At 62.7% G+C, this 24,152-nt stretch carries 21 protein-coding genes and 1 pseudogene; 7 read left to right on the top strand and 15 right to left on the bottom strand.

Annotation, left to right across the window (positions count from 1 at the left end):
• Window positions 1-26: 26 nt before the first annotated feature.
• Together ACTJKL_RS05925 and ACTJKL_RS05920 are read right to left on the bottom strand one after the other, a co-directional pair.
• Window positions 27-1,037: an ABC transporter permease gene (locus ACTJKL_RS05925; protein WP_324764537.1), complete on the bottom strand. Its 1,011-nt coding sequence runs from the start codon at window positions 1,035-1,037 to the stop codon at window positions 27-29.
• Window positions 1,038-1,114: 77 nt separating this feature from the next.
• Window positions 1,115-2,641, bottom strand: coding sequence for a sugar ABC transporter ATP-binding protein (locus ACTJKL_RS05920; RefSeq protein ID WP_026168724.1), 1,527 nt, complete (start codon window positions 2,639-2,641; stop codon window positions 1,115-1,117).
• A gap of 270 nt (window positions 2,642-2,911) precedes the next feature.
• On the opposite strand from ACTJKL_RS05920, the gene ACTJKL_RS05915 reads away from it, so the two are divergent.
• Window positions 2,912-3,937, top strand: coding sequence for a LacI family DNA-binding transcriptional regulator (locus tag ACTJKL_RS05915; protein WP_100671304.1), 1,026 nt, complete (start codon window positions 2,912-2,914; stop codon window positions 3,935-3,937).
• Window positions 3,938-4,009: 72 nt separating this feature from the next.
• On the opposite strand, the gene ACTJKL_RS05910 is transcribed toward ACTJKL_RS05915, so the two are convergent.
• Complete coding sequence (locus ACTJKL_RS05910; protein WP_100671306.1) at window positions 4,010-4,906, bottom strand: DMT family transporter; 897 nt, start codon at window positions 4,904-4,906, stop codon at window positions 4,010-4,012.
• A gap of 168 nt (window positions 4,907-5,074) precedes the next feature.
• Between ACTJKL_RS05910 and ACTJKL_RS05905 the strand changes: the two genes are divergently transcribed.
• Window positions 5,075-5,965 carry a LysR family transcriptional regulator gene (locus ACTJKL_RS05905; protein WP_198516670.1) on the top strand — a complete coding sequence of 297 codons (891 nt, stop codon included), beginning with the start codon at window positions 5,075-5,077 and terminating at the stop codon, window positions 5,963-5,965.
• Window positions 5,966-6,067: 102 nt separating this feature from the next.
• Window positions 6,068-6,556: a GNAT family N-acetyltransferase gene (locus tag ACTJKL_RS05900; RefSeq protein WP_275599424.1), complete on the top strand. Its 489-nt coding sequence runs from the start codon at window positions 6,068-6,070 to the stop codon at window positions 6,554-6,556.
• 83 nt (window positions 6,557-6,639) lie between these two features.
• Here ACTJKL_RS05900 and ACTJKL_RS05895 read toward each other — a convergent pair whose 3' ends face one another.
• The 8 genes and pseudogenes from ACTJKL_RS05895 to ACTJKL_RS05860 all read right to left on the bottom strand — a co-directional run bounded on the left by ACTJKL_RS05895 (window position 6,640) and on the right by ACTJKL_RS05860 (window position 15,028).
• Entirely contained in the window at window positions 6,640-6,762 is a 123-nt protein-coding gene (locus ACTJKL_RS05895; protein WP_272939028.1) for a hypothetical protein, read from the bottom strand.
• A gap of 201 nt (window positions 6,763-6,963) precedes the next feature.
• On the bottom strand, window positions 6,964-7,989 hold the full coding sequence (locus ACTJKL_RS05890; RefSeq protein ID WP_018096205.1) for an ABC transporter permease: 1,026 nt from the start codon (window positions 7,987-7,989) through the stop codon (window positions 6,964-6,966).
• A gap of 91 nt (window positions 7,990-8,080) precedes the next feature.
• Complete coding sequence (locus ACTJKL_RS05885) at window positions 8,081-9,622, bottom strand: sugar ABC transporter ATP-binding protein (RefSeq protein WP_440852428.1); 1,542 nt, start codon at window positions 9,620-9,622, stop codon at window positions 8,081-8,083.
• 130 nt (window positions 9,623-9,752) lie between these two features.
• Entirely contained in the window at window positions 9,753-10,682 is a 930-nt protein-coding gene (locus ACTJKL_RS05880) for a sugar ABC transporter substrate-binding protein (protein ID WP_100671316.1), read from the bottom strand.
• Between the two features lie 239 nt (window positions 10,683-10,921).
• Complete coding sequence (locus ACTJKL_RS05875) at window positions 10,922-11,734, bottom strand: TIM barrel protein (RefSeq protein WP_440852427.1); 813 nt, start codon at window positions 11,732-11,734, stop codon at window positions 10,922-10,924.
• 196 nt (window positions 11,735-11,930) lie between these two features.
• Window positions 11,931-12,818: an NAD(P)-dependent oxidoreductase gene (locus tag ACTJKL_RS05870; RefSeq protein WP_440852426.1), complete on the bottom strand. Its 888-nt coding sequence runs from the start codon at window positions 12,816-12,818 to the stop codon at window positions 11,931-11,933.
• Between the two features lie 171 nt (window positions 12,819-12,989).
• Window positions 12,990-14,251: pseudogene (locus ACTJKL_RS05865) on the bottom strand (DUF2254 domain-containing protein).
• A 219-nt stretch (window positions 14,252-14,470) separates the two neighbouring features.
• Complete coding sequence (locus ACTJKL_RS05860; protein WP_440852425.1) at window positions 14,471-15,028, bottom strand: DNA-3-methyladenine glycosylase; 558 nt, start codon at window positions 15,026-15,028, stop codon at window positions 14,471-14,473.
• A 211-nt stretch (window positions 15,029-15,239) separates the two neighbouring features.
• Between ACTJKL_RS05860 and ACTJKL_RS05855 the strand changes: the two genes are divergently transcribed.
• Together ACTJKL_RS05855 and ACTJKL_RS05850 are read left to right on the top strand one after the other, a co-directional pair.
• The gene (locus tag ACTJKL_RS05855) at window positions 15,240-15,791 is read left to right on the top strand and encodes a methylated-DNA--[protein]-cysteine S-methyltransferase (protein WP_440852424.1); all 552 of its coding nucleotides are present in this window, start codon (window positions 15,240-15,242) and stop codon (window positions 15,789-15,791) included.
• A gap of 1 nt (window position 15,792) precedes the next feature.
• Window positions 15,793-17,058 carry an adenylate/guanylate cyclase domain-containing protein gene (locus ACTJKL_RS05850; protein WP_440852423.1) on the top strand — a complete coding sequence of 422 codons (1,266 nt, stop codon included), beginning with the start codon at window positions 15,793-15,795 and terminating at the stop codon, window positions 17,056-17,058.
• Window positions 17,059-17,105: 47 nt separating this feature from the next.
• Here ACTJKL_RS05850 and ACTJKL_RS05845 read toward each other — a convergent pair whose 3' ends face one another.
• The 3 genes from ACTJKL_RS05845 to glgA all read right to left on the bottom strand — a co-directional run bounded on the left by ACTJKL_RS05845 (window position 17,106) and on the right by glgA (window position 20,702).
• Window positions 17,106-17,882 carry an ABC transporter substrate-binding protein gene (locus ACTJKL_RS05845; RefSeq protein WP_411926567.1) on the bottom strand — a complete coding sequence of 259 codons (777 nt, stop codon included), beginning with the start codon at window positions 17,880-17,882 and terminating at the stop codon, window positions 17,106-17,108.
• A gap of 134 nt (window positions 17,883-18,016) precedes the next feature.
• Window positions 18,017-18,928 carry a DMT family transporter gene (locus tag ACTJKL_RS05840; RefSeq protein WP_026168730.1) on the bottom strand — a complete coding sequence of 304 codons (912 nt, stop codon included), beginning with the start codon at window positions 18,926-18,928 and terminating at the stop codon, window positions 18,017-18,019.
• Between the two features lie 313 nt (window positions 18,929-19,241).
• On the bottom strand, window positions 19,242-20,702 hold the full coding sequence (gene glgA, locus ACTJKL_RS05835) for a glycogen synthase GlgA (protein ID WP_440852422.1): 1,461 nt from the start codon (window positions 20,700-20,702) through the stop codon (window positions 19,242-19,244).
• Window positions 20,703-21,021: 319 nt separating this feature from the next.
• On the opposite strand from glgA, the gene ACTJKL_RS05830 reads away from it, so the two are divergent.
• Entirely contained in the window at window positions 21,022-21,483 is a 462-nt protein-coding gene (locus tag ACTJKL_RS05830) for a YbhB/YbcL family Raf kinase inhibitor-like protein (RefSeq protein ID WP_440852421.1), read from the top strand.
• A gap of 51 nt (window positions 21,484-21,534) precedes the next feature.
• Here ACTJKL_RS05830 and ACTJKL_RS05825 read toward each other — a convergent pair whose 3' ends face one another.
• Window positions 21,535-23,130, bottom strand: a complete 1,596-nt coding sequence (locus ACTJKL_RS05825) for a winged helix-turn-helix domain-containing tetratricopeptide repeat protein (protein ID WP_102761619.1) — start codon at window positions 23,128-23,130, stop codon at window positions 21,535-21,537.
• A 255-nt stretch (window positions 23,131-23,385) separates the two neighbouring features.
• Here ACTJKL_RS05825 and ACTJKL_RS05820 point away from each other — a divergent pair, with 255 nt between their 5' ends.
• The gene (locus tag ACTJKL_RS05820) at window positions 23,386-24,138 is read left to right on the top strand and encodes an SDR family oxidoreductase (protein WP_338281881.1); all 753 of its coding nucleotides are present in this window, start codon (window positions 23,386-23,388) and stop codon (window positions 24,136-24,138) included.
• Window positions 24,139-24,152 lie beyond the last annotated feature (14 nt).

Genomic DNA, 24,152 nt, shown 5'->3' with positions numbered 1-24,152 from the left:
GCCGGATCGCGCTCGATCCGGCTTGGTCACGATTTGCGTACCAGCGAGCGCTGGACGAGCATCGCGATGATGATGATCGCACCCTGCATCGCGCCGATCAGGTATTCGCTGATGAAGTTCGACAGGAGCATGATGTTTCCGACCAATTCGAGAATGAAGGCACCGCAAATCGTGCCCCAGACGCGGCCGGCGCCGCCCTTGAGCGCCGTTCCGCCGACGACGACGGCGGTGATGGCCTGCAGTTCCCAGAGGATGCCGGTCGTGGCCGAGGTGGAGCCGAGGCGCGGCACGTAGAGCAGCACGGCGACGGCGACGCAGAGACCCTGGATGACGAAGGCGATGGTGCGCACGCGATTGACGGCGATGCCGGAATAGCGAGCCACGTCGCTGTTGGAGCCAACCGCGACCACGTGCCGGCCGTAACGTGTGCGATAAAGGATGAAGGCGGCGACGGCAGTGACCGCGAGGATGATCGCGATCGGCACCGGCATGCCGAAGATGCTGCCGAAATAGGCCGGGCGATAGAGCTCCTGTATTTCCGGCTCGCGCAGGGTGATCGCGCCGCCTTGCGAAAGCCAGGTGGTAAGGCCGCGATAGATGCCCATCGTGCCGAGCGTCGCGATGAAGGGCTCGATCCTGCCGACCGTGGTGATCAGCCCGTTGGCGAGCCCGCAGGCGCTACCGGCGACGACCGCAAAGAGAACCGCGGCCGTGAGCATCAGTGCCGGATCGGCAATCACGCCGGAATTCATGAACAGGATCATCAGGCTCGCCACGAAGGCGACCATCGAGCCGACGGAAAGGTCGAGGTCGCCCGCGGAAATGACGAAGGTGGCGCCAACAGCGATGATGGCGATGAAGGCGCTGCGGGTGGCAACGTTGGCGAGGTTGTTGAGACTGATGAAGTTGGGGTTGACCATGGCACCGACGATCAACAGCAGTGCAAGGGCGGCAAACGGCGCCACCGCCCTGAGATCGACGTCCCGCCACGTCCGGCGGTGCGTTGTGCTTTGGATGCTTTCCTCGTTCACGCTCATGTCCAGATCAACCTCTCCCGCCCCCGAGCCGGGGGAATTCCTTTTCCTGTGCCTGCCTTCGCCGCGCGTCCAAGCGGTCAGGCGGCAGCCATTTTCTTCAGTCCGGCTGCGTAGCGCATGATCTCCTGCTCGGAGATCTCGTCTCCCTCGAGCATGCCGACGATGCGTCCCTCGCGCATCACCGCGACCCTGGTGCAAAGCCCGATGACCTCGGGCATTTCGGAAGAGACGACGATGATCGAGCGGCCGTCGCGCGCGAGCGCCGAGATGAAATGATAGATCTGCTGCTTGGTGCCGACGTCGATGCCGCGTGTCGGCTCGTCGATGATGATGATGTCCGGTTCCGTTTCCATCACCTTGGCGAGCAGCAGCTTCTGCTGGTTGCCGCCGGACATGCGCCTGGCGACGACATTGCCGTCGCGCACGCGGATGTCGAAGCGGCGGCGGGCCCTTTCGAGCGCAGCCGCCTCGCTTGCCGGGCTGAGATAGCCGATGCGGGCATGCCGGCCGAGCGACTGCAAGGTCAGGTTCGTCGTCATGCCGGAGTTGAGCAACAGGCCTTTCGCCTTGCGGTCCTTGGTCATGTAGGCAAGACCGCGCCGGTTGGCCGCGTGCACGTCGCCTGAAGGCGCGGTCTCTCCACGGATCGTGACCTCGCCCGACAGGCGGGGCCTGAGGCCGGCGACCGCTTCCATGAGTTCGGTGCGGCCGGAGCCGATCATGCCCGAAAAGCCCAGTATTTCGCCTTTGCGCACCTCGAAGCTGGCGTCCTTCACATAGTCGGTCGAGACGGCGTCGACTCGCAGCACGACCTCTTCGTCGACGTTCGGCTCATTCTTGGCGGGATAGAGACTCGACATTTCGCGGCCGACCATGAGCTGCGCAATCGACTCGCCGTCGAGCATCGATGTCGCGGCGGTCTTTACCCACTGCCCGTCGCGCAGCACCGTCACCCGGTCGGTCAGTTCGATGACCTCGTCGAGCTTGTGCGACACGAAGACGAAGCTCGTGCCCCTGTCGCGCAGCTTGCGCACCTGCCGGAAAAGGAAGTTGGTCTCCTCGCGGGAGAGAACGGCCGTCGGTTCGTCCATGAAGACGATCCGCGCGTCGCGGCTGATGGCCTTGGCGATCTCGACCATCTGTTTTTCGGCGATTGAAAGACTGCCGATCAGCGCGTTCGCGTCTACGTGACAGCCGAGCAGATCGAGAACCCGGCGCGCCTCCGCGCGCATATATTTGCGGTCGAGCACGCCGAAACGCGTCACCTCGCGACCGAGAAACAGGCTTTCGGCAACAGTCAGATGTTCGGCGAGATTGAATTCCTGGTGGATGATGACGATGCCCAGCGCTTCGGCCGCGCCGTTTGCGGGAAGCGTTACCGGCTGGCCATCGAGCAGGACCTCGCCCGAGGAGGGCTGCTCGAACCCTGAAAGAATCTTGACGAGGGTCGACTTGCCGGCGCCGTTCTCGCCCATCAGGGCATGGATCTCGCCGGCGCGAAGCTCGAAATTGACACTGAAGAGCACCTGCACGCCGCTGAATGACTTGCTGATCCGCCGCGCCTCCAGCACGACGCGCGCGGCGTCTACCGTCTCCGGATTCATCGATTTCCCCCATTGCGGCTCCCGACCGCCCATGGACGTTATGTAAACCTTTACACTCCCGATGTAAAGGTTTACATAACGGCATGCACAGGAATTTGCCGGACCGCCTTTGACGTTGCCCGCGGTGTGTGTAGTGTCCCGCCGTGTACAGCGCCGCGCGTTCTTGTCAGACACGCAAAGTCCGCCGTAGCAGATTGATTAGCTGCTTGTTTTTATCTCTAAATCGGGATTTAGGGAAACACGCAGTAGGGAGACGCAAGGCAGAGCGCAGTGTCGGATTCCACGCCCGCAACCATCGAAGACGTCGCCAGGATCGCTGAAGTTTCGATCGCGACGGTATCGCGGGCAATCCACAACCCGGAGAAGGTCGCTAAATCCACGCGGCTGAAGGTCAACCAGGCGATCGCGATCACCGGTTATACGACCAATGCCATGGCTCGCAGCCTGCGCCTCGGCCGCTCGAACATGATCCTGGTCGTCGCCCCGGATATCGGCGATCCGAACTTTTCGAGCATCCTGGTCGGCCTCGAAAACGAGGCACGGTCGCACGGATACGGCGTGCTGATCGGCCATACCCAGAACGACGCCCAGCGCGCGGTCGAATATCTGAAGTTTCTCAACTCCAACCAGGCGGCGGGTCTGATCCTCTTTACCGGCATCCTGCCCTTCGGCCACGAGACGATAGCGGCGCGGCTGCCGCCGAGCGTCGGCATATTCGAGCCCGTCTTCAACGGCGGCATACCCTATGTGGGTGTCGACGATGTCGAGGGCGCCCGCAAGGTGGTCGACCTCCTCATCGCCGAAGGTCATCGCAAGATCGCTTTCATCGGCGATTCGCGGACCCGCCTTGCCTATAAGCGGCGCCGCGCCGGCTATGATGCGGGCCTCGATGCGGCGGGGGTGCCGGCGGAACTTCGGCTGGTCCAGGAGGGCGATGGCACGCTCGAGAGCGGCAGGGCTGCCGTCGAGCGGCTCTTCGTGCGCGACACGCTGCCGACGGCATTCATGTGCGTCAACGATCAGACGGCACTCGGGGTGATGATAGGGCTGAAGGCACGCGGCTATGACATACCGCGCGATTTCTCGGTCACAGGCTTCGACGACGTGCCGCAGGCGACATTCATGACGCCGGCTTTGACGACGATCCGCCAGCCGCGCACGCTGATCGGCAAACACGCCATGGCGCTTCTCTTGGAGCTTCTCTCCGACCGCAGCCCGGCCGAGACCGAGATATTCCTCAGGCCCGATCTCGTGGTGCGAAACTCCGTATCTTCGCCGTCTGCACGATGGGGTTGAGAAGGCTTCACTGCCGCTGCCCCGCTTCAGCCTGTGGAAACACGCAGTTCCCCATCAAAGATTCTCGAGGGCTCAGCCGCGCGAGGTCATCCAAACGCCGACCAGCGTCACCGTCAGCCCCACCAAGACAGCCGGGGTCAGCGGCTCGGAAAACAGCGCCCAGGCCCACAGCATGGTGACAGGCGGACTGAGATAGATCGCAGCGCTGACCTGGGCCACCGGGAAGAGACGCAAGCTCGTGTAGTAGACCGAATAGGCGGCAAAGGTCGCGAACAGAACCAGCCAGACCATCCCCACGCCGAAAGCGGGCGTCAACGGCGGGGCGAGGTTCCCTTGCATCATAGCGCACAGCCCGAACAGCACCGAACCGGTCAGGGTATGGATGCAAAGGCTTTGGTGCACGGGCATGTGCCGGGTGCGCCGTCGCTTGTGCAGAACCGAGGCGAGCGCAAAAACAAGCATGGAGCCCACCGTCAATCCATAAGCCCACAACGGGGCCGTGCCGAAGCTGAGGCTGTCGAACGAGACGATCAGCACGCCGAGAACGGCGATTGCCGTTCCGAACCATTGCCGCGCGCTCAGGCGTTCGCCCAAAACGGGTTGCGACAGGGCGGCAATCGCCAATGGCAAGAGGTCCGAGATGAGTGCGACCAGTCCCGTCGGAACCCGCTGTTCGATGGCCAGTGCGAAGCCACCGAGATAAAGGAAGACCGACATGACGCCGAACAGCATCTGTTCCACGACGCCGCGCATCCGCAGCCGCGGACCGATGATCAGCGCGAAGGGCAGCAGGATCACCCCCGACAAAAGCGTGCGCCAGAACAGAACCAGCATTACACTCGCCTCTTCGCTTGCATAGCGAATGCCGACGAAGCCGGAACTCCAGCCGACGACCAGTAGCGTCGCCATGAGGGGCCAGAGGAGACGATGCTGTTTCGCTGCGGGCAGCGAGATGGGCTGGTGGGTCATGGCGCTCTCGGGCGTGTCGTTCGTTCCCCAGCCTTAGGTGGCGGCGATCCCTTTTGCACATGACAAATTTCGATAGCAACATGACATCGCAGCCGGATCGGCAATGTGAAATTGCCAAATGGGCACTTGGTCCGCATAATTCACGCAATATTCATGACGGGGATCGCGATGAAAGAGCTCAACGGCCGACGTTTGGAAATCGATGCGCTGCGCGCCTTGTGGGCGATCCGCCATCACGGGGGGATCACGCGCGCGGCCGAGGCTCTGGGTTTGTCGCAGTCAGCCGTCAGCCACAAGGTCAAACGGCTCGAGACGAGCCTCGATTGCGACCTGCTCGGCCGCAAGCCGGGCGGAGCGATGTTCACCGCGGCCGGGGAGGATTTGCTGGACTATGCCGGGCGAATCCTCGGGCTGCATGACGAGGCGCTTCTGAGTTTGTCGAAAACGTCGCTCAAGGGGCGCATCGCTCTCGGCCTGACCGAAGACACCGCCTGCAGCGATCTTGCGCGCATATTAGCGAGATTTCGCCGCCTGCATCCTCACGTCGCCGTCCGCACCAAGGTCCGCATGAGTCTGGTCCTGCGGGCAATGCTGGATCGGGGCGAATTGGAGGCTGCGATCCTGCAGGTCTTCGCTCATGAGGTCCGACCGACCGACGTCGTCCTGTTCCGCGAGGAGCTTCACTGGGTCAAGCATCCGGAATTGTCGCTGCCGCAGCAAGGCCCGATACCCTTCCTGTCCTTCGATGACGAATGCTTCTACCGAAGATGGGCGCTCGATATCGGACAGGATGGAGGGGTGGTTCTTGAAACCGTGTTCGAATGTGCAAGCGCGGCCGGCATCGTGGCCGCGGTAAATTCGGCCATGGGCGTAGCGCTTCTGAGCGGCCGCCACCTGCGCCCCGAGATGCAGATCGTCTCCGAGCACCTGCCGGCGCCGCCTGCCTTGGCCTATGTCGTGCGCCGCGCCAGGAAGGCGAGAAATTCCGCGCTCGAAACGCTCGTCGCCGAAATCGAGAAGGAAATCAGTCGTTACGGAGGGCTCGTCCTGGCGAGCTAGGTGGTCACTCATAAGCGCTCAGCCAGAGTCGCATGGCAGCGAGCCTGGCTGAAGCGAGGTAGGGCCTGTTTCTACCGGCCAGCGACGTGCTAAGTTCGTTGAATGACGGCGGCCGACCGATACAGTTTTCGCAAAGCGACGGTGAATGATCTGCCTTTGCTCGCAGCATGGCGATCGAACCCGCATGTCCGCGCATGGTGGGGCTCGGACGGGTCGCACGATGCAGCAGACCTGGCTGATCCTCGCGTGGCGCGTTGGATTGTTTCAACCGCCGAACGCCCCTTTGCGTTCATGCAGGACTATACCGTCCACGGCTGGGAAAATCACCATTTCGCCAAGCTTCCCAAGGGATCGCGGGGGATCGATCAATACATAGGAGACCCCGAAATGATCGGGGTCGGGCACGGGACAGCATTTATCGGGGCGAGAATGAGGGCTCTCTTCGATGCGGGGGTACCGGTTATCGGCACCGATCCGCACCCGGCCAATGAACGGGCGATTGCCGTCTACAGGAAACTGGGTTTCGAGCCGTTCGGACCACCTCAAGAGACGCAGTGGGGCTTGATTTTGCCAATGACTGCGAGGCAGTGAGCGGCACACCATCAATCGCCCTCGACCGCTGAGACATGGCCGGCAGCGCAGTACCTATCCGCTCGCTGGCTTCGGGATCTGTCCTAACGTTGGCGGGAGCTGAAGAGGGCCGCCGTTTCGCGGGTCTGGACCCGCATCATCGCACTCCAGAGCTGGAGGAGGAAGCTGGTGCGGGCGTGTTTCGCAAGCTGGCGCTGCGAGGACATGGTAATTCTCCGATAGTTTTTCATTTCGGCGATATAGTCTATCGGCGCAGCGGAAGCCATGGGGCAGCCAAAGGGGCTGCCTTGCAAGACGAGCATATGTCATTCGCGACAATATAGCGGCCGAGTACCATGACGAGAAAAGAAAAGGGCCGGGATGAATGTCTTCGTCCCGGCCAGTTCTTTCGAGGAGGAGCAGTATTTTTATGCTTTTTTGCGGCCTTTCTGGCGATAGACGTCGACGACAACCGCGGCGACGATGATGATGCCCTTGACGATCTCCTGGTAGTAGGCGTCGACCCGGAGGAAGGTGAAGCCTGACGTCATCACGCCGAGGATCACCGTGCCGATCACCGTGCCGGTGATGCGGCCGACGCCGCCGGTGAGCGACGTGCCGCCGATGACGGTCGCGGCGATCGCGTCGAGTTCGTACATGACGCCCATGCCGGCCTGTGCCGTCTGGGCGCGGGCGGCGGTGACCACGCCTGCGAGGCCCGCAAGCATGCCGGCGATCGCATAGACCTTCACCAGGTGCGCTTCGACATTGATGCCGGAGACGCGCGCGGCCTGGACATTGGCGCCGATCGCGTAAGTGAACTTGCCGTAGCGGGTGTAGCGCAGCGCGATGTGGAATATCAGCGCCACGACGAGGAACACGATCACCGGCCAGATGCCCGTGCCGATGAAATTGAACTGCTCGGTGAGGCCCGAGACCGGCTGGCCCTTCGTGTACCATTTGGAGACGCCGCGGGCCGAAACCATCATGCCGAGCGTGGCGATGAAGGGCGGGATCTTGGTCCTGGCGATGAGCTGGCCGTTGATGAAGCCGGCAAGAAGACCGATCCCGACGCCAAGGCAGATCGGCACGATGGCCGGCAGGTCGGTCAGGGACGGATAAAGCGCCCGCGGCCAGGTGGAGGCCTGCGCAACGCTCGCCGAGATCATCGCGGTCATGCCGACGACCGAACCTGACGAGAGGTCGATGCCGCCCGTGATGATAACCTGCGTGACGCCGACGGCGATGATGCCGATCACCGATACCTGCAGGATCATGATCGTCAGGCGTTGCGAATTCATCAGGAAGCTCTGGCCGACGAAGAGCCAGCCGAGAACCTCGTAGACGAGCGCGATACCGATCAGCACCAGGAAGATGTTGAGCTCGGGCGGCACGCGCCGTCTCGAGCGGGCGAGGGATGAGCTCGTGCCCTGTGCTGCGACATTGGTATTCATCTTCTTTCCTCCCTGCGGTCGGCAGTTCGCCTTGATCGGTTCCAAAGGTCGGAGCGGAATGCGTGCGGAAGGCGCACGCACTCATCCCGCTCTATCGCGCCGCAAGCTCCATGACCTTGATTTGGGTAGCTTCCGCCCTGTCGAGAAATCCGGTGACCCGGCCCTCGTGCATCACCATGATCCGGTCGCTCATGCCGAGCACTTCCGGCATTTCCGACGAGATCATGATGACCGCGACGCCGTTGCGGGCGAGTTCGGTCACCAGGCGGTGGATCTCCGCCTTGGCGCCGACATCGATGCCGCGCGTCGGCTCGTCGAGGATCAGGATGCGCGGATTGGTGAGCAGCCAGCGGCCGATCAGCACTTTCTGCTGGTTGCCGCCCGAGAGATTCTCGACGCGCTCCTGCAGGTTCGGCGTCTTGACCCGAAGCTTGCGGCTCATCTCCTCGCAGGCGGCGGTGACCTCCCTCTCGCTGACGAAGCCGCCCTTGACGAATTTGTCCTGCAGCACGGCGATCTGCATGTTTTCGAGAATGTCGAGGATGAGCAGACAGCCCGTGTCCTTGCGATCCTCGGTCAGAAACGCCATCCGGTGACGGATCGCCTTGTTGGCGCTGTCGATCACGACCTCTTTCCCGTCGATCGCGATCGTGCCCGAGCTGGCCGGCGTGACCCCGAAGAGCGTCTCGGCGACGTTGGAGCGGCCGGATCCGACGAGGCCTGCGACGCCGAGGATCTCGCCGGCGCGCACATCGAAGGAGACGTCGCGGAAGACGCCGTCGAGGGTCAGGTTCTTCACCGACAGCACCACGTCGCCGATCGGCACCTCCTCCTTCGGGAACATCTGGGTGATTTCACGTCCAACCATCATGCGGATGATGTCGTCGCGGGTGACCTCGTTCGAGAGGTGGGTGCCGATATATTTGCCGTCGCGGAAAACCGAGAACTCGTCGGCGATTTCGAACAGCTCGTTCATCTTGTGGGTGATGTAGACGATGCCGATACCTTGCGAGCGCAGGTCACGGATGATCTCGAACAGATGGGCCACCTCGCGTTCGGTGAGCGCCGAGGTGGGCTCGTCCATGATCAGGACGTCGGACTCGTAGGAGACCGCCTTGGCGATCTCGACCATCTGGCGGTTGGCGACCGAGAGGTGACGGACCTCGATCTCGGGATCAAGATCGATCTTGAGCCGCTCGAAAAGCTTTGCCGTCATGCGGCGCATCTCGCCATGGTCGACGAAGCCGAAGCGGTTCTTGGGTTCCCGGCGGATCCAGATATTCTCGGCGACGGTCATGAAAGGCATCAGGTTCAGTTCCTGATGAATCATGGCGATGCCGTTCTCGAGCGCGTCGAGCGGCGACTTCAGCCGGATGCCGGCGCCCCTGAGTTTCACCTCGCCCTGGTCGGGATGATAGATCCCGGCGAGGATCTTCATCAAGGTCGACTTGCCGGCTCCGTTCTCGCCCATGAGCGCATGCACGGTGCCGCGCTTCAGCTTGAACTCCACGTCGTCGAGTGCGACGACACCCGGAAACTCCTTGCGAACGCCTTCTGCAGTCAGAAGGTATTCGGATTTCGGAATGGCGCCGCTGGCGCGCACGGCTGCCATTGTCGTGGGACTGAGTGTCATTCTCGTTGCCTCCCATGTTCCGGTTCAACCGGAATGTCCACGCGGTGGCGGAGCATGCCTTCCTCGGTGCGAACCCGAAGCAGGCGTGGCGTTCGGGAGCGCGGCATTGCCGCGCCCCCGGCAGCGCCGGTCAGTTCTTCGCCTGATATTGCTCCAGGTTCTCCTTCGTGACGAGTTCGAAGGGAATATAGACCTTTTTCTCCACCGGCTCGCCCTTGGCGAGCTTCAGCGCGGCGTCTACCGAGCCCTTGCCCTGGCCGGCTGCATTCTGGAAAACGGTCACGTCGAGGTCGCCGGCCGCCATGGCCGCGAGCGCGTCCTGGGTTGCGTCGATGCCGCCGATGACGACGGAATCCATCGAGCGGCCGGCCGCCTTCAGCGCCTGGATTGCGCCGATCGCCATTTCGTCGTTGTTGGAGATGACGGCGTCGAATTCGAGGCCGGCGGAGAGCCAGTTCGTCATGAGGTCCGAGCCCTGGGTGCGCGACCAGTTCGCGGTCTGCTCCTCGACGATCTCGATGCCCTTGCATTCGTCGGTCGCGATCACGTCGTGGATGTCCTTGGTGCGCATGCGGGCAGCCTGGTTGGAGAGTTCGCCCATCATGACCACGGCCTTGCCCTTGCCGCCCAGCATCTTGCAGATTTCCTTGGTCTGCAGCGTTCCGGATTCCTGTTCGTTCGACGCGACGAAGGCCTGCTTGTCCGGAAGCGTATCGACGTTCACCGGCTCGCGGTTGACATAGACCAGCGGGATGCCGGCATCCGCGGCGATCTTCGACATTGCCGCGGTCGCATCGGTGTCGACCGGGTTGACGATGATGGCATCGACCCCGGCGGCGATGAAATTCTGGATCTGGCTCTGCTGTTTGGCGACGTCGTTCTGCGCGTCTTCGACCTGCAGCTCGACGCCGTCGAGCGTCTTGGCGTAATCCTGCATGCCGGTGCGCAGCACCGTCAGGAAGTTGTCGTCGAAGAGCGCCATCGACACGCCGATGGTCTCCGCATGCGCGGCCGTCGACATCACGACGGCCATCGCAGTGCCTATGAAAAACTTCTTCATTGTTCTTCTCCTCCACATGGTGCCGGCCACACCTTCTTCGGCCGGGAATGCGACCTTCTTCCCGAGATCGCGTTCAGACTTCGACCGGAAGCGGCACTCCCGCTACGCTTCCGATCAAAACGGAATAAAAAAACCAGTGTTTTGACATTACGGAATATGTATTCCATTTTATCGGGATGCCGTCAAGAGCGCCCGGGCGCGCCGGTTTGGAATCCAGCTCTTTCTACTGCCGGTGGCGATCAGCTCCGCGACCGAAGGTAGTCCATGCTCTCTCGCAGGGCGTCCGCCGGGTCCGCAAGTCCGTGCACCAAAGGGGCAAAGGGCTCGAAGGAGAAGGGGCCAGCATAGCCCTCGTCCCGCAGCCGGCGAATCTGACCTTGATTGTCCAGCCTGTCGGCGGCGTCGACGAGAACGCGATGCGGATCGCGCATATCCGAGACGGCCAGGTTTTCGCCGATGACGCCGGAGATGTGTACGAGGCCGGTGAGATCCGCAAAAAACTGGTCTTCGCCAGCAAGGTGATGGTGGAACGTGTCGTGCACCAGGCGGAAGCTCGATTGACCCGAGACTGCCCGGATCGCTTCGGCGGCCTCCGCCTTGGAGCGCAGCGAACAGATCTCGAAGCCGAGCGGCTCCACGAGACCGATGACGCCGGCCGCGTCGAGCATCGGCTTCAGCGCCCCAAGCGCCTGCCGAAGGTTGGTTTGCCGCACGCCGTCCTCCTTGCCGCTGCCGTCATTGACGGGCACCAGCACCAGAGCCTTCGCACCGCAGTCGCGTGCATAGGAGATGAGTTCGCGCGCTTCGGCTGCCCGTTGCTCATTCCATTCGTTGAAGCGCTGCAAGGCGTTGATCGAGACGATCGTCAGACCGTGCTTCTCCGCAAGGGCTTTCACCTCCTCTGGAGGCGTCCCGTCGGCAATGGCGTTGGCGGTCAGGTCGTTGCGGATTTCGACCAGGGAAATGCCGAGCGATCTCGCAAGCGAGAAGAACGCGTCGACCGGGAGGCCGGGAGCGGCCATATGGTTGAGGGCGAAGGGGAGGGCGGTCATCCCGGAAGTCTCCTGGGGAATAGTGATGCGGTAATGCCGGAACGTTTGTTCCATTTGCAGGCGCAGCCACATTCACCATTCCGCGAGACTCAGTCAAAGGGGCAGAGCAGCGGCAATGTTGCATCCCTGCAAGATTGCATTTCACCGCTGATGGAATTCTGTCATGGCGCCTGGCGAGAGGCGCTCGCCCGCGCTTTCACTCGAGACCGTTCGCCTTGGCGATGAAATCCGACAGCATCGGCACGTAGTCCTCGCCGCGGCCCGCGCCGACCGCCTGTGCAAATGAGTTCCGGACGGCCGCCCCCACCGGATTGGCGGCGCCGGCGGCAATGGCGTAGCCGGCAAGATAGCTCATGTCCTTGAAGCCGTTGCGGATCGCGAATTTATGGGCGTTCGGGTCGCGTTCCAGGACCCAGCGGAAGAAGGTCTGATAGAAGGGGCAATCCATCCGGCCGCCGCGAATGACGCTGTCGAAGACCTCGGGCGTCAGCCCGGCCTTGCGTCCGAGCATCAGCGCTTCGGAATAGAGCGCCGCGTAGCCCATCGACAGGAAGTTGTTGAGCAGCTTCATCGTGTGACCGGAGCCGGTCGGCCCCGTGTGAATGATCCGACCGGCGAAACATTCGAGTACCGGCCACACGCGCTGTACGTCTGATTCCGCGCCGCCGACCATCACATCGAGCGTGCCCGCGGCGGCATCGGCCGGCGTACGGCTGAGCGGCGCGTCGATCAGCGTAAGGCCGCTTGCCGCGAGATCGGCTGCAAGCTTCGTCGTGACGGAGGGATCGGATGTGGAACAATCGACGATGGTGACCGGCCTGCCCGCGCTCGCAATGCCCTCCGGGCCACCGATAACCGAAAGGACCTCAGGCGAGCCGGTAACGCAGAGGACGATGACGTCGCATTGCTCCGCCATCTCGCGCGGCGTCCTGGCTTCGCGTGCGCCCTCGGCAATGAGCGTCTCCACCGGCGCCCGATTGCGATGCGCCATCACCTGGAGCGGCCAACCCTTTTTCAGAATATTTGCCGCCATCCCTTGGCCCATCAGTCCGAGCCCGATGAAGCCTATGTTCGATTTCGTCATCTAATCGCCTCCTCTACCTTCATGTTCCGGACGTTGAACGACTGTATCCGCGATCTTAGAGAATTCGAGCGGGATGCGGGCGGAAAACTGCTGGCGCCTTTTTCCGGAATTCGTCTAGCGGGACTTTCCATGCGGCTATAGCGTGTTCATATTCTGGGACACCGGTAGTTGTCAGCCATTCCCGACCTTGTCAGCCTCCCGCCTCAGCCTCTGCAGATCGCTGGCAATGCCAAGTGCCGCTTCCGCTCGCTCGAGCGCTTCTTTCGAATGCCGCATGGCTGCATCGCGAAACCGGTCCTGGTTGAACTTGGCGAGCGTGCCGAACGCCTTCTGGAGGCGGACTCCTATTTCGACGATAGCAGCGCCGTCCCGCGCGATCGGCGTGAACAGATCGTCGAACACTTCGTCGAGCTCGATCGCCGGCACGTAGACCTTTGGGTACAGCACCTCGTCCTGCAGCGCCTTCTCCACGGGCTCGGTCCAGACGGCCAACACGCGCAACGCACGGCTGATGACGTCGACGGCGGTCCCGGGGTCGTTGACGGCCGGCGACAGGGCGCGCGACGCTATTTCAGCCAGCACCGCTGCTCCGAACCTCGGATCCTGATCGAACGAACGCGTATCTCCCACCGAGAAGCACCTGGCAATCTCGGCAAGGACATGCTCGTCCCGTGTGCCGTCGACGGAAGCGACGGGCCGGTTTGGATCGACAAGCTGGCCGGGTATCAATCGGACGAATATGCAGGTCTTCCTATCGTGCGCGATGGCGGAAAGCCCACTTATGTCGAGATGCTGGATGTAACCGATCCTGTCGATAAAGACCGGCGTGGCGGATGCGGGGATGCGTGCGGCATCGTCCAACCGATTTCCGCCGAGGTAAGGTCGTAGCCGCCGCGATCGCATTGCCTCGATCGTGACCGCCTCGACCTGTTCCGTCGTCTCGGTAACGCGTCCGAGGCGCGAGAGATGATCGATCCAGCGCAGCAGCGTCACGATGATCAGGACGATGACGCCGATCGTCACCACGAATAGAATAAGGCGGCCCTGGTCGCCGTAGGCGCCGGTGCTGAGAGCGATGATGCCGACGAGGCTGAACAGAAACGACCCGATGAAGGTCGCGAGCACGTTCTGTGTCGTGCTGTCTTCCATGAGAAGCTTCGTTGCCCGTGGCGTAACGCTATTGGTTACCGCCGAGTAGGCCGATACCATCGTGCTTAGCGAAATGTCGAGACCGTCAGCATGCTGGAAGCGATGATCCCCAACACGTTGTCGACTGCGTGCGCTCCTATTCGGTTCGGAAGGTCTCGCGGAATGAACGGGCCAAGGAAAATTGCGATGAGTGCGGTTATAATCGCAAGAATGGAGAAAAGCGTGGCTCGAAACCAAATCCGCCGCGTGATCTGCGAAAACAACCATGTCCATCGTGATGTCATCAAACTCGTCCACTTACGATCAGCTCTGATCGAACCGTCGATACATTTGTCCTTTAATCTATCCGATCGGAGGACATCGACATGCAGAAGATCAAAGTGCTACAGCGATATTTCGCGTCCGATAAGACGCGCCGGGGTGTAGCTTAAGGACAGAAGCGGGTCTCCGTGTCAACTTGAACGGGTATCGGGGAACGGCTTCACCGGACCGGCGAAGCTGCTTCAGAATTTGCGGCTCACGAAGGATGAGCCGGCCAGCCCGAACCGCCAGGGCTGTTCTGCCGCCTTGGTTATGCCGACGCGGATGCCGGTGGCGACCGGCGGCTTCGTGGAGGGCGGGGTGAGGCGGAACGGATCCTTTCCGAGCGGCATTCCGTCCAGCTCCCGGCTGATCGCCAGCGCCTGTCCGACACGTCCCGGCCCGGAGCACAGCAGCCTCTCTTCGCGGACACCACGTCTCGCCCGCATCGTCTCTATGCCCCATTTCGGTTCGATCGCGCGGATCAGGACGGCGCTGCCGGGCAGGCAGACGAAATTCAGGCACCAGTGCAGGCCGTAAGAGAGATAGATGTAGGCATGCGCCGGCGGACCGAACATGGCACGATTGCGCGCCGTGGTGCCCGCAAAACTGTGCGACGCCGCGTCGTCCGGAAGATAGGCCTCCGTTTCGACGATAATGCCGCCGACACCGGAAACGGTGAAATCGGCGCCGATCAAATCAGCCGCCACCTGGACTGCGCTGCGCGCGAAGAAGTCGACATCTGAGGTCAAGCGATGCACCGGTCGGTTCGAGTTATCCGCATCCTCGCAAGAGATCCGGCGAGCGCCAAGGCATGAACGACGAAAATCAGATGGTCTTTTTTAGCCGCCCCCTAGGGAAAACGGGTTGAATTGAAGGCCCGGGCGCACGATTCTCCATGAAGGAATTCGAAGCGCTACAGCGACCCGGTGTGCCTCGATCGGCCATGCGGTGCTGGAGGAGAGCGAACTCATGAGCCACTACCATATTTTCGAAACCGTGCGCGGTTTCTGCGGCGTCGCCTGGAGCGATGCGGGCATCACGCGCTTCCAACTGCCGACGCGAAGCGCCGAATCCACCGAGCGACTGCTTCTGCGGCGTTTGCCGGACGGAGCCCCGCAAGAGCCGCCGCCGAGGGTTGCCGAAGCGGTTGCGGCGGTGAAGGCCTATTTCGCGGGAAGGGAGACCGATTTTTCCCGCTTCGATCTCGATCTGCAGGGACAGGACGCCTTCTTCGAGAAGGTCTATCAGGCCGCGCGAAAGATCCCGTGGGGAAGCACGACGACCTACGGCGCGCTTGCAAAGGAGCTCGGCGCAGGCCCGCAGGCGGCCCGGGATGTCGGCCAGGCGATGGCGAAGAATCCCGTGGCACTGATCATCCCGTGCCATCGGGTTCTCGCAGCCGGCGGCAAGATCGGCGGCTTCTCGGCGCCGGGCGGTTCATCCACGAAGCTCGGAATGCTCGAAATGGAAGGCGTCAAGGTCGCTCCGCCGGAGCCCGCGCAGCAATCCCTGGGGTTTTGAAATGGCCATCACGAATCCGAGCGAGGCGAACGTCGCGGTTCAGTCTCCGACGGAGCCACACCCGACTTTGCCAGGCGAAAGCGAGGGAACATGGCCGGCGCGGCGGCGCCGGATCATCGACTGGCTCGTCATCGAGACGCGCGATGAACGCTTCATCGACAACATCTTCGTGGAGATGTGCGACAGGCTGGTGGAGGCGGGCGTGCCCGTCGCCCGCGCCACGCTTCATTTCAGAATTCACCACCCGCAGTGGATCGGTGCACGGATTCTGTGGCGAAAGGGCCTGGCGGATGCGGAGCTCGATACCTATGCCTATGGCGTCGAGGACACCACCCAATATCTGAGCAGCCCCTTGCGCGATTTCAACGAGGGGGCGGAAGAGGTGCGCAGACGCCTTGACGACCCGATGGCCGCGGGTCCGGATTACCCGCTCTATGATGAACTGCGCGCGGAGGGACTGACCGAGTACATCATCTGGCCGCTGCTCCATACGCTCGGCAAGCGGCACGCGGTGACCTTTGCGAGCGACAGGCCGGGCGGATTTAGCCCCGATGATCTCGCCTTCCTGAAGGACATTCTGCCGGCCCTGGCGCTTGTCAGCGAGATCCGGCTGAAAAACCGCTTCGCCCGCACGCTTCTCGAGACCTATGTCGGGCCGCATGCGAGCGAGCAGATCCTTGCCGGAGCGACCACGCGCGGCAGCGGCGTGACGGTGGGTGCCGCGATCCTCATCTGCGATCTGCGCGACTTCACGAAGCTGTCGGACCTGTGGCCCCGCGACGACGTCATCGAACTCCTCAACGGCTATTTCGACGCCATGTCGGAACCGATCGAGCGGCACGGCGGGGAGATCCTGAAATTCATGGGCGACGGGCTTCTGGCGATCTTTCCGCTCAGCAATCCATGTGCCTGCAGTCAGCTACTCGGAGCCATCGGCGAGGCGCAGGCCGCTCTTGCCGTTCTCAACGAGGAGAACCTGCGCAAGGGCCACGATCCGCTCGGCTACGGCATCGGCGTCCATGTCGGCGATGTGATGTATGGCAATATCGGTTCGCGCAGGCGTCTCGATTTCACGGTGATCGGACCGGCGGTCAACATCGCCTCGCGGCTCGAAACCCTTACGAAGGAGCTGAAGCGTCCGGTGCTGCTCTCAAGAGCCTTCGTCGAAAAGGCAGGCTGTAAAGGCCAGATGGAAAATCTGGGTTCCTATGTCTTGCGGGGGCTCGACGAGCCGGTCGATGTGTTCGCGTTTTCGGGGAGAAAATAGATTGTGCCTCTCATCCGGCCGGCAGGCCGGATGAGAGGCATGCGCCGTCACTTCATCGTATAGACGTCGATGGTGAAATACTTGTCGTTGATTTTCTTGTAGGTCCCGTCGGCGCGGATCTCGTCAAGTGCCTTGTTCAGCCTCTCGCGCAGCTCATTGTCCTCCTGACGGACAGCAATGCCGACGCCGTCGCCGACGAATTTTTTGTCGGTGATCGGCTCGCCGATAAGCTCGCAGCAACCCTTGCCGTCGTCGTTCTTGGTGACCCAATCGAGCAGCGGCAGCATGTCGCCGACCTGCAGGTCGAGCCTGCCGTTGACCATGTCGAGATTGGCTTCGTCCTGGGTGGGATAGAGCTTGATCTCGGCATCCGGGTAGACGGCGGCGATATAGTCGGCCTGGGTCGTGCCGGCCTGGGCGCCGATCACCTTGCCCGTCAGCGCCTCGTTGCTGAAGTCGGTGATGCCGGCACCCTTCGGTGCCGCATGCGTCATCGCGGCGAGGTAATAGGGATTGCTGAAAGCCACCTGCTTCTTGCGCTCCTCGGTGATGAACATCGAGGCGATGATCATATCGTACTTCTTGGCAAGCAGGCCCGGAATGATGCCGTCCCAATCCTGGGCGACGACTTCGCACTCGACCTTCATGCGCTCGCAGAGCGCGAGGCCGATCTCCACGTCGAAACCGCCGATCTTGCCGCTGGAATCGACGAAGTTGAAGGGCGGATAGGCGCCCTCGGTTCCGATCTTCAGCTTCTCCGCAGCAAGGGCGGAAGAAGACAGTGCAGTGCCGGCGAGTGCCAGTGCCAGAATGAGTTTTCGCATGTTCGTTCCCCTCGGTTGCGCCTTTGTTCGGCGCTTCCAAAGAACTTTAGGGACAGATGTTACATAAGCGAAATCGATAGGCGCGATAATCGATATTCTTCGCGTTGATGCGGGCGGGGAACGGTGGCGGGGACTCAGCCCTTCAGCCGCCCCTGCCTTTTCAACTGCTGTTCGCGGAAGAAAATGAAGAGGCCCGAAGCGACGATGAGGGCGGCGCCGATCACCATCGACAGCCGCGGCGTGTCGCCGAAGATCAGCCAGCCGAAGAAGATTGCCCAGAAGAGCAGCGTGTACTGCAGCGGGGCGACCGTTGCGGCGTCGGCGAGCTTCAGCGCCCGGTTGACGAGTACATGGGCGATCATCGCGACGGCGCCCAGCAGGCAGATGAGCGCGGTGTCGACCGGTTTGAGAGGTGTCCAGTCGAAGGGTGCCCAGACGAGGCCGGCGACAGCGGCGCCGACGATCTGCCAGAAGGCAAGCGTCGTATCCGGAGTGCCGCGCAGCGACCGCCCGGAAATCATCATGAAGGCGAAGGTCATGCTGCCGAGAATCGAGATGACGGCCGGCAGCGTGAAGGCCTGTGACGACGGTTCGAGCGCGACGACGACGCCGACAAAGCCGATGCCGATCGCCGTCCAGCGCCGCCAGCCGACAGGTTCCTTCAGCACCAGCGGCGAAACGGCCGCCACATAGATCGGCGCCGCCAGCCAATAGGTCATGACGTCGGCCAGCGGCAGGTAGACGACAGCGAAATAGAACGCGACCACCTCGGCCGTCGAGGCGACGACGCGGGCAAACTGAAGGCCGGGCCGCTCGAGGGTAAAGAGCTTTCTCGGGCCGCTCACCCACAGAAAGGGCGCCAGCAGAAGGGCAGCGGCGATGCTGCGGATCAGCACCACCTGCCCGACCGAGTAGGTGGCGACGAGCCACTTGCCCATGACGTCGTTCACCGAGAACATCAACATGCCGAGGAGCATGACGACCACGCCGGCGCGGGCGGCGCCGTTTTCACGGGAAAGGTTGCCGGGGACGCTGTCGACGGCCATGGGTGCGAATTCCTTCAGAGCGGGACCGCGTTTTCCGCGGAACATTGCGGACAGGAGCTCGGGCTTCAGCGAATCCGGCGTTCTGGCCTGCCGCAGCCATTCGCATATTCGGGCGGCGCAATCCATGCCGCACTGCTTATCAATTCATCACCTTTGCGAATGATAGCATTCCGCGAAATTGCGGATTGCGGGAAAGGCGGGGCACGCGCCCGGTATCGCGCTGGCGCATTTCCGCTTTCCTCAGAATGCTCAGCCCTTTGCTTTCGAAGCTCCGGACGGAAAACCGCTGCGCAGTTTTCCTGGAGTTTCCAGGTCAGGCGCTGCCGACCAGACGCATGTCGGGATTGAGGAGTTCGCTGTAAAGCTCCGCATAGCGGGCCGCACTGCGATGCCACGAGCAGTCGGTTTTCATGCCTTGCCGGCGAAGTCCCTCCCAGACGCGTCGCAGCCGGTAGAGCCGGAAGGTGCGGCGCAGTGCATGGCGTAGCCCGTCCTCGTCGATGGGTGCAAACTGTATGCCCGTCGCGACATGGGCATGGAGCGCGGCATCGTTGGCATCGATGATGGTCTCCGACAGGCCGCCCGTGCGGGCGACGACCGGAATGCAGCCGTAGCGCAGAGCGTAAAGCTGCGTGAGGCCGCAGGGCTCGAACCGGGACGGAACGAGCATCGCATCCGCGCCGGCATGGATCCTGTGGGCAAGCTGCTCGTCATAACCAATGCTTACGCTTATGTTTTGCGGGTACCGTCGCATGAGATCCATGAATGCGGCCTCCAGCTTCTCCTCGCCTTGCCCATGGATGATCAGGGTGCCGCCATTCTTGACGATCTCGCCGGCGGTCGCGGCGAGCATATCCATGCCCTTCTGCCATGTCAGTCGGTTGACGCTGGCGAAGACCGGCCCGCAGGTGTTCGGCAGGCCGAAATGCCGGAGCAGCACCTGCCGGTTGGGCAGGCGGCGCAGCGGCACGCGTGCCGAATAGTGATGCTCGATGCAGGGATCCGAGGTTGGATCCCACACTTCAAGGTCTATGCCGTTGACGATGCCCACGACATCCGCATGCCGCTCGTTCATCACGCCTTCGAGCCCCATGCCGAAGGCCGGAGACATGATTTCCCGCGCATAGGTGGGGCTGACGACCGTGATCGCATCGGCTGCCTGCAGGCCGCCCTTGAGGAACCCGATATCGCCGTAATATTCGACGCCGTCGATCGAATAGGCGTCCGCCGGCAGGCCGAGCTCGGGGAAGTAGTGGGCCGGGAATTGCCCCTGGAACGCAAGGTTGTGCACGGTCAGGACGCGAGGAATGATGTCGTCGCCTGCGTATTTCAGATAGACGAGGCTCATCGCCGCGTGCCAGTCATGTGCGTGAATGATATGCGGCCGCCAGTTGGGAACGAGCCCGCGCGCGATTTGCGATGCGACCAGCGAAAAGGCGGCGAAGCGCTTCCAGTTGTCCGCATATTCCCGGCCATGCCTGTCCACGTAGAGAGCGCCTTCCCGGTCATAGAAGGCCGGCGCATCGAGCACGAAGAGATCCAGCCCCTGAGCCCTGGCCGCGATAAGGGTGGCGCGTTCGCCGAACAGGTTTTCGAACGCGGCGACGGGGGTCGCGTTGCCGAGCGCGCGCATGACGCCGGGGTAGCCCGGAACGAAGCTGCGCGTGTGGATGCCGTGAGCCCTGAGTGCTTTGGGGAGCGATCCCGCTACATCTGCCAGGCCGCCGGTCTTGACGAGCGGAAAAATTTCGGCCGTGACAGACAGTATCTGCATCGCTCATGTTCCGGGAAACGTGTTGACTGCAACCGGCCCACTCGCCGCCGATGTGCCCTCCATCAACACAATCACGAGCATCAAAGTTCCGGTCGTCCGGCGAAATTTTATCCGCTTTATCGGGCGCCGTCCGGCCCGGATTTGCGGCGCCTGCCGCCTTCGGGAACACAAGTCGCGGCTCTTGGTTCTTCTATTCGCGCGAGGAGGCGCCGACGGGTCAATGCCCCGCGCTCTCGTTTCCGTAGCAGCCGCGCCGTGCGTCCCGCCGGACCTGCAAAGATTGCTGCGGCATTTGCTTGTACATGGAAGGAGGCAACTGATGACCTTCAGTCTGATCAGTCCCGTATTCGCCGACGGCCAGCCGATACCGCAGAAATACACCCGTTTCGGCGAGAACCTGTTTCCCCCGCTGAAATGGACGGGCACGCCCGAGGGAACTGAGAGTTTCGCGTTGATCGTGGAGGATCCGGATGCGGTGAGCGGTTTGTTCCGCCATTGCGGAATTATCAACATTCCCGGCAATTGGACCGAGCTTCCGCAGGCCGTCGACACCGGCCCCGAACGTGGGATCAAGTTCATGAAGAACGATTTCCGTAACGCCCGTTACGACGGGCCGCAGCCGCCTTCCGGAACAGGCGTGCACCGTTACCGGTTCAGGCTCGCCGCCCTCGACGCGGCCAATCTTTCGATCCCCGACGACGTGGGCGCGGCGGAAGCCTGGGAGAGGGCCCGCAAACATCTCGTTGGAGAAGCGGAGATCGTCGGCACATACGAAGGCTAGATGTAAGCACTTCCAGAAACGGGGTGTCCAGCGGCTTTCCGCCGCATCCGGTCACTCGGGCAACCCGGCCAGCCGCAGTCCGTCCGCGAAGCGCGCGAGATCCTCCGGGCGATGGATCGGCAGCCAGTCCTGGAGGTCGGAAAGGCGCAGCGACGGGTCGAGCCGGCGCAGGCGCTGCATCGCCCGTTGCGCTTCCTCCGTCCGTCCGGCAAGGGCATGGCTCGCCGCCACCAGGGCGACCGCGACCAGCAGGCTGGGCAGGTTCCCCAGCGCCCTTTCCGCCCAGACCAGAGCGGAATCGAAACGGCCGGCGAAGAAATGCGCGAGTGCCGTTCCGGCCTGCATCCGGAACATTTCCTGGTCCAACGGGCTCAGACGGGCTGCGTGCTCGATATGCTCGATCGCACTCTCCGGTTCACCGCGGAAAACGCGCAGGAAACCGCCTAGAAACCAGGCGGGGGCGAAGTTGGGGTTGAGCAGCCGTGCCCTGTCGATGAGCGCGATGCCGCCGTCCAGGTCTCCGACGAGATGTCCGAGCGCGTGCCCGCTTCTCGTCAGCGCTACGGCATCGTCCCGGCCGAGTTCGACCGCCCGCCGCGCCAGGCGCGCTCCCTCGGCTATTTCTTCGCCCCGATCGACCATCCAGCCATTCAGTTTGCGCCAGAAGTAACACCAGGCTGCCCCGGCATAGGCAGACGCAAATTCCTGATCGAGCTCGATCGCCCGATAGAACAAGGGCAGTGCGGCCTCGATGGCTTCATGGGTTCCGCTATGCAGTTTTGCCATTCCGCGCAGATAATAGTCGTGGGCGTCGAGGCTTTCCGTCGGCTTGCGCTTGGCGCGCTCCATCTCCGCCCGTTCGACCTGCGGTGCGATAGCGCCGACGACGCTTTCCGCCATCCGGTCCTGCAGCTCGAAAATGTCGTCCAGGGTGCCCTCGAAGCGCTCCGCCCAGAGGTGCGTCCCGGTCGTCGCGTCGATGAGCTGCCCGGTTATGCGCACCCTGTTTCCGGATTTGCGCACGCTGCCTTCCAGCACGTAGCGCACGCCAAGCTCCCTGCCGACGTCCTTCACCTCCACCGCCCGGCCTTTGTACCTAAAGCTCGAATTGCGCGCGATGACGAACAGCCAGCGGATGCGCGAAAGGGCGGTGATGATGTCCTCCACGATGCCGTCGGCGAAATATTCCTGCTCCGGATCGCCGCTGAGATTCTGAAAGGGCAGGACGGTGATGGAGGGTTTGTCCGGAAGGACGAGCGCGGAGGGCGTTTCTCCCGATCCGCCGGAGGCCTCTAAGGCGACGCCGGCACCGACGGGCTGTCGGACTTCTGCGATCCCGCCGACCCTGATGTCGCCGACGAAGCGGAAGCCCTTGCGGGCGACCGTCCGGATCAGGCGCTGCTCCCCGCCGGTGTCGCCCACGGCTTTGCGAACCGCATTGATGTGGCTGGTGATCGTCGATTCCGAGACGATGCGGCCGCCCCACACCGCCTGGAGCAACTCGTCCTTGCTGACGACGCGGTCGCGGGTGCCGACGAGATGCAGCAGGAGGTCGAAGACCTGCGGTCCGACGGACACGACCTCGCCGCGCCGGGTGAGTTCCCGGCGCTCCTGGTCGAGCACGTAGTCTCCAAACATGAATTGCACTTCGGCATCCCCTGGCCGATTGCCTTCGGTTCGCTATCCGGGCAACCGGCGAATAATATCTGATAGCACGCCATCGCGTAACTGGCTGCTCCGCCGGCAGCAAGGCATGCCGGTCGAGCAACCGTTCTTTGGACGAAAATTCAAGCTTCCTTGAAGGGCAATTCAAGCCCGCCACAGGGACTTCCCCGACGCGCGCAGGCACTCTTTCTTCAGACCGACGGCAATGGTTGCAGTCGAGAGAAGCGGAGACTAGCGATGAAGATCGTCGTTATCGGAGGCACCGGCCTCATCGGATCGAAACTTGTGAAGAACCTTCGCGAGCGCGGCCACGATGTGCTCGCCGCCTCCCCCAACACGGGCGTGAACACCATCACCCGCGAGGGCCTCGCGGGGGCCCTGGACGGTGCGGATGTCGTCGTCGATGTGGCGAATGCACCGGTGTGGGAGGACAAGGCCGTCCTCGAATTCTTCGAGACGTCGGGCCGCAACCTGCTGGCTGCGGAAGCTGCCGCCGGCGTCCGCCACCACATCGCCCTGTCGATCGTCGGCAGCGAACGTCTTCCCGACAACGGATATTTCCGTGCGAAGGTCGCGCAGGAAAACCTCATCAAGGCATCCGGCATTCCCTACACCATCCTGCGTGCCACGCAGTTCTTCGAGTTCGTCGGCGGCATTGCCCAGTCGGCCGCCGTCGGCGACGAGATACGCCTGTCGCCGGCGCTGATCCAGCCGATCGCCTCCGACGACGTGGTGGCAGCGCTCGCCGAGGTTGCGGTCGCACCGCCGGTCAACGGCACGCTCGAAGTCGCCGGGCCCGAGGCGATACCGCTCGATGAACTGGTCAGGCGCTTCCTGAGGCAGACCGAGGACCCGCGCAAGGTCCTGCCCGATGTCCACGCGCGCTACTTCGGCGCCGTGCTTGACGATCAATCGCTGACCCCCGGCAAGAACCCGCGCCTCGGCGCGATCCGCTTCGAGGATTGGCTCGGCCGCCAGGCCGCGGGCTGAGGCTCCCGCGAACA

This window comes from Sinorhizobium sp. 22678 (assembly GCF_052044265.1).
GTDB classification, from domain to species: domain Bacteria; phylum Pseudomonadota; class Alphaproteobacteria; order Rhizobiales; family Rhizobiaceae; genus Sinorhizobium; species Sinorhizobium meliloti_A.
This window is presented reverse-complemented; position numbering and strand designations above follow the sequence as displayed.

What these genes read in the sequence shown, in the direction of transcription:
- ACTJKL_RS05850 (WP_440852423.1), top strand. Translation starts at nt 15,793, where the DNA reads ATGGCCATCACGAATCCGAGCGAGGCGAACGTCGCGGTTCAGTCTCCG.
- glgA (WP_440852422.1), bottom strand. Translation starts at nt 20,702, where the DNA reads ATGCAGATACTGTCTGTCACGGCCGAAATTTTTCCGCTCGTCAAGACC.
- ACTJKL_RS05830 (WP_440852421.1), top strand. Translation starts at nt 21,022, where the DNA reads ATGACCTTCAGTCTGATCAGTCCCGTATTCGCCGACGGCCAGCCGATA.
- ACTJKL_RS05905 (WP_198516670.1), top strand. Translation starts at nt 5,075, where the DNA reads ATGAAAGAGCTCAACGGCCGACGTTTGGAAATCGATGCGCTGCGCGCC.
- ACTJKL_RS05880 (WP_100671316.1), bottom strand. Translation starts at nt 10,682, where the DNA reads ATGAAGAAGTTTTTCATAGGCACTGCGATGGCCGTCGTGATGTCGACG.
- ACTJKL_RS05870 (WP_440852426.1), bottom strand. Translation starts at nt 12,818, where the DNA reads ATGACGAAATCGAACATAGGCTTCATCGGGCTCGGACTGATGGGCCAA.
- ACTJKL_RS05845 (WP_411926567.1), bottom strand. Translation starts at nt 17,882, where the DNA reads ATGCGAAAACTCATTCTGGCACTGGCACTCGCCGGCACTGCACTGTCT.
- ACTJKL_RS05840 (WP_026168730.1), bottom strand. Translation starts at nt 18,928, where the DNA reads ATGGCCGTCGACAGCGTCCCCGGCAACCTTTCCCGTGAAAACGGCGCC.
- ACTJKL_RS05895 (WP_272939028.1), bottom strand. Translation starts at nt 6,762, where the DNA reads ATGTCCTCGCAGCGCCAGCTTGCGAAACACGCCCGCACCAGCTTCCTC.
- ACTJKL_RS05910 (WP_100671306.1), bottom strand. Translation starts at nt 4,906, where the DNA reads ATGACCCACCAGCCCATCTCGCTGCCCGCAGCGAAACAGCATCGTCTC.
- ACTJKL_RS05855 (WP_440852424.1), top strand. Translation starts at nt 15,240, where the DNA reads ATGAGCCACTACCATATTTTCGAAACCGTGCGCGGTTTCTGCGGCGTC.
- ACTJKL_RS05885 (WP_440852428.1), bottom strand. Translation starts at nt 9,622, where the DNA reads ATGACACTCAGTCCCACGACAATGGCAGCCGTGCGCGCCAGCGGCGCC.
- ACTJKL_RS05890 (WP_018096205.1), bottom strand. Translation starts at nt 7,989, where the DNA reads ATGAATACCAATGTCGCAGCACAGGGCACGAGCTCATCCCTCGCCCGC.
- ACTJKL_RS05925 (WP_324764537.1), bottom strand. Translation starts at nt 1,037, where the DNA reads ATGAGCGTGAACGAGGAAAGCATCCAAAGCACAACGCACCGCCGGACG.
- ACTJKL_RS05875 (WP_440852427.1), bottom strand. Translation starts at nt 11,734, where the DNA reads ATGACCGCCCTCCCCTTCGCCCTCAACCATATGGCCGCTCCCGGCCTC.
- ACTJKL_RS05820 (WP_338281881.1), top strand. Translation starts at nt 23,386, where the DNA reads ATGAAGATCGTCGTTATCGGAGGCACCGGCCTCATCGGATCGAAACTT.
- ACTJKL_RS05900 (WP_275599424.1), top strand. Translation starts at nt 6,068, where the DNA reads ATGACGGCGGCCGACCGATACAGTTTTCGCAAAGCGACGGTGAATGAT.
- ACTJKL_RS05920 (WP_026168724.1), bottom strand. Translation starts at nt 2,641, where the DNA reads ATGAATCCGGAGACGGTAGACGCCGCGCGCGTCGTGCTGGAGGCGCGG.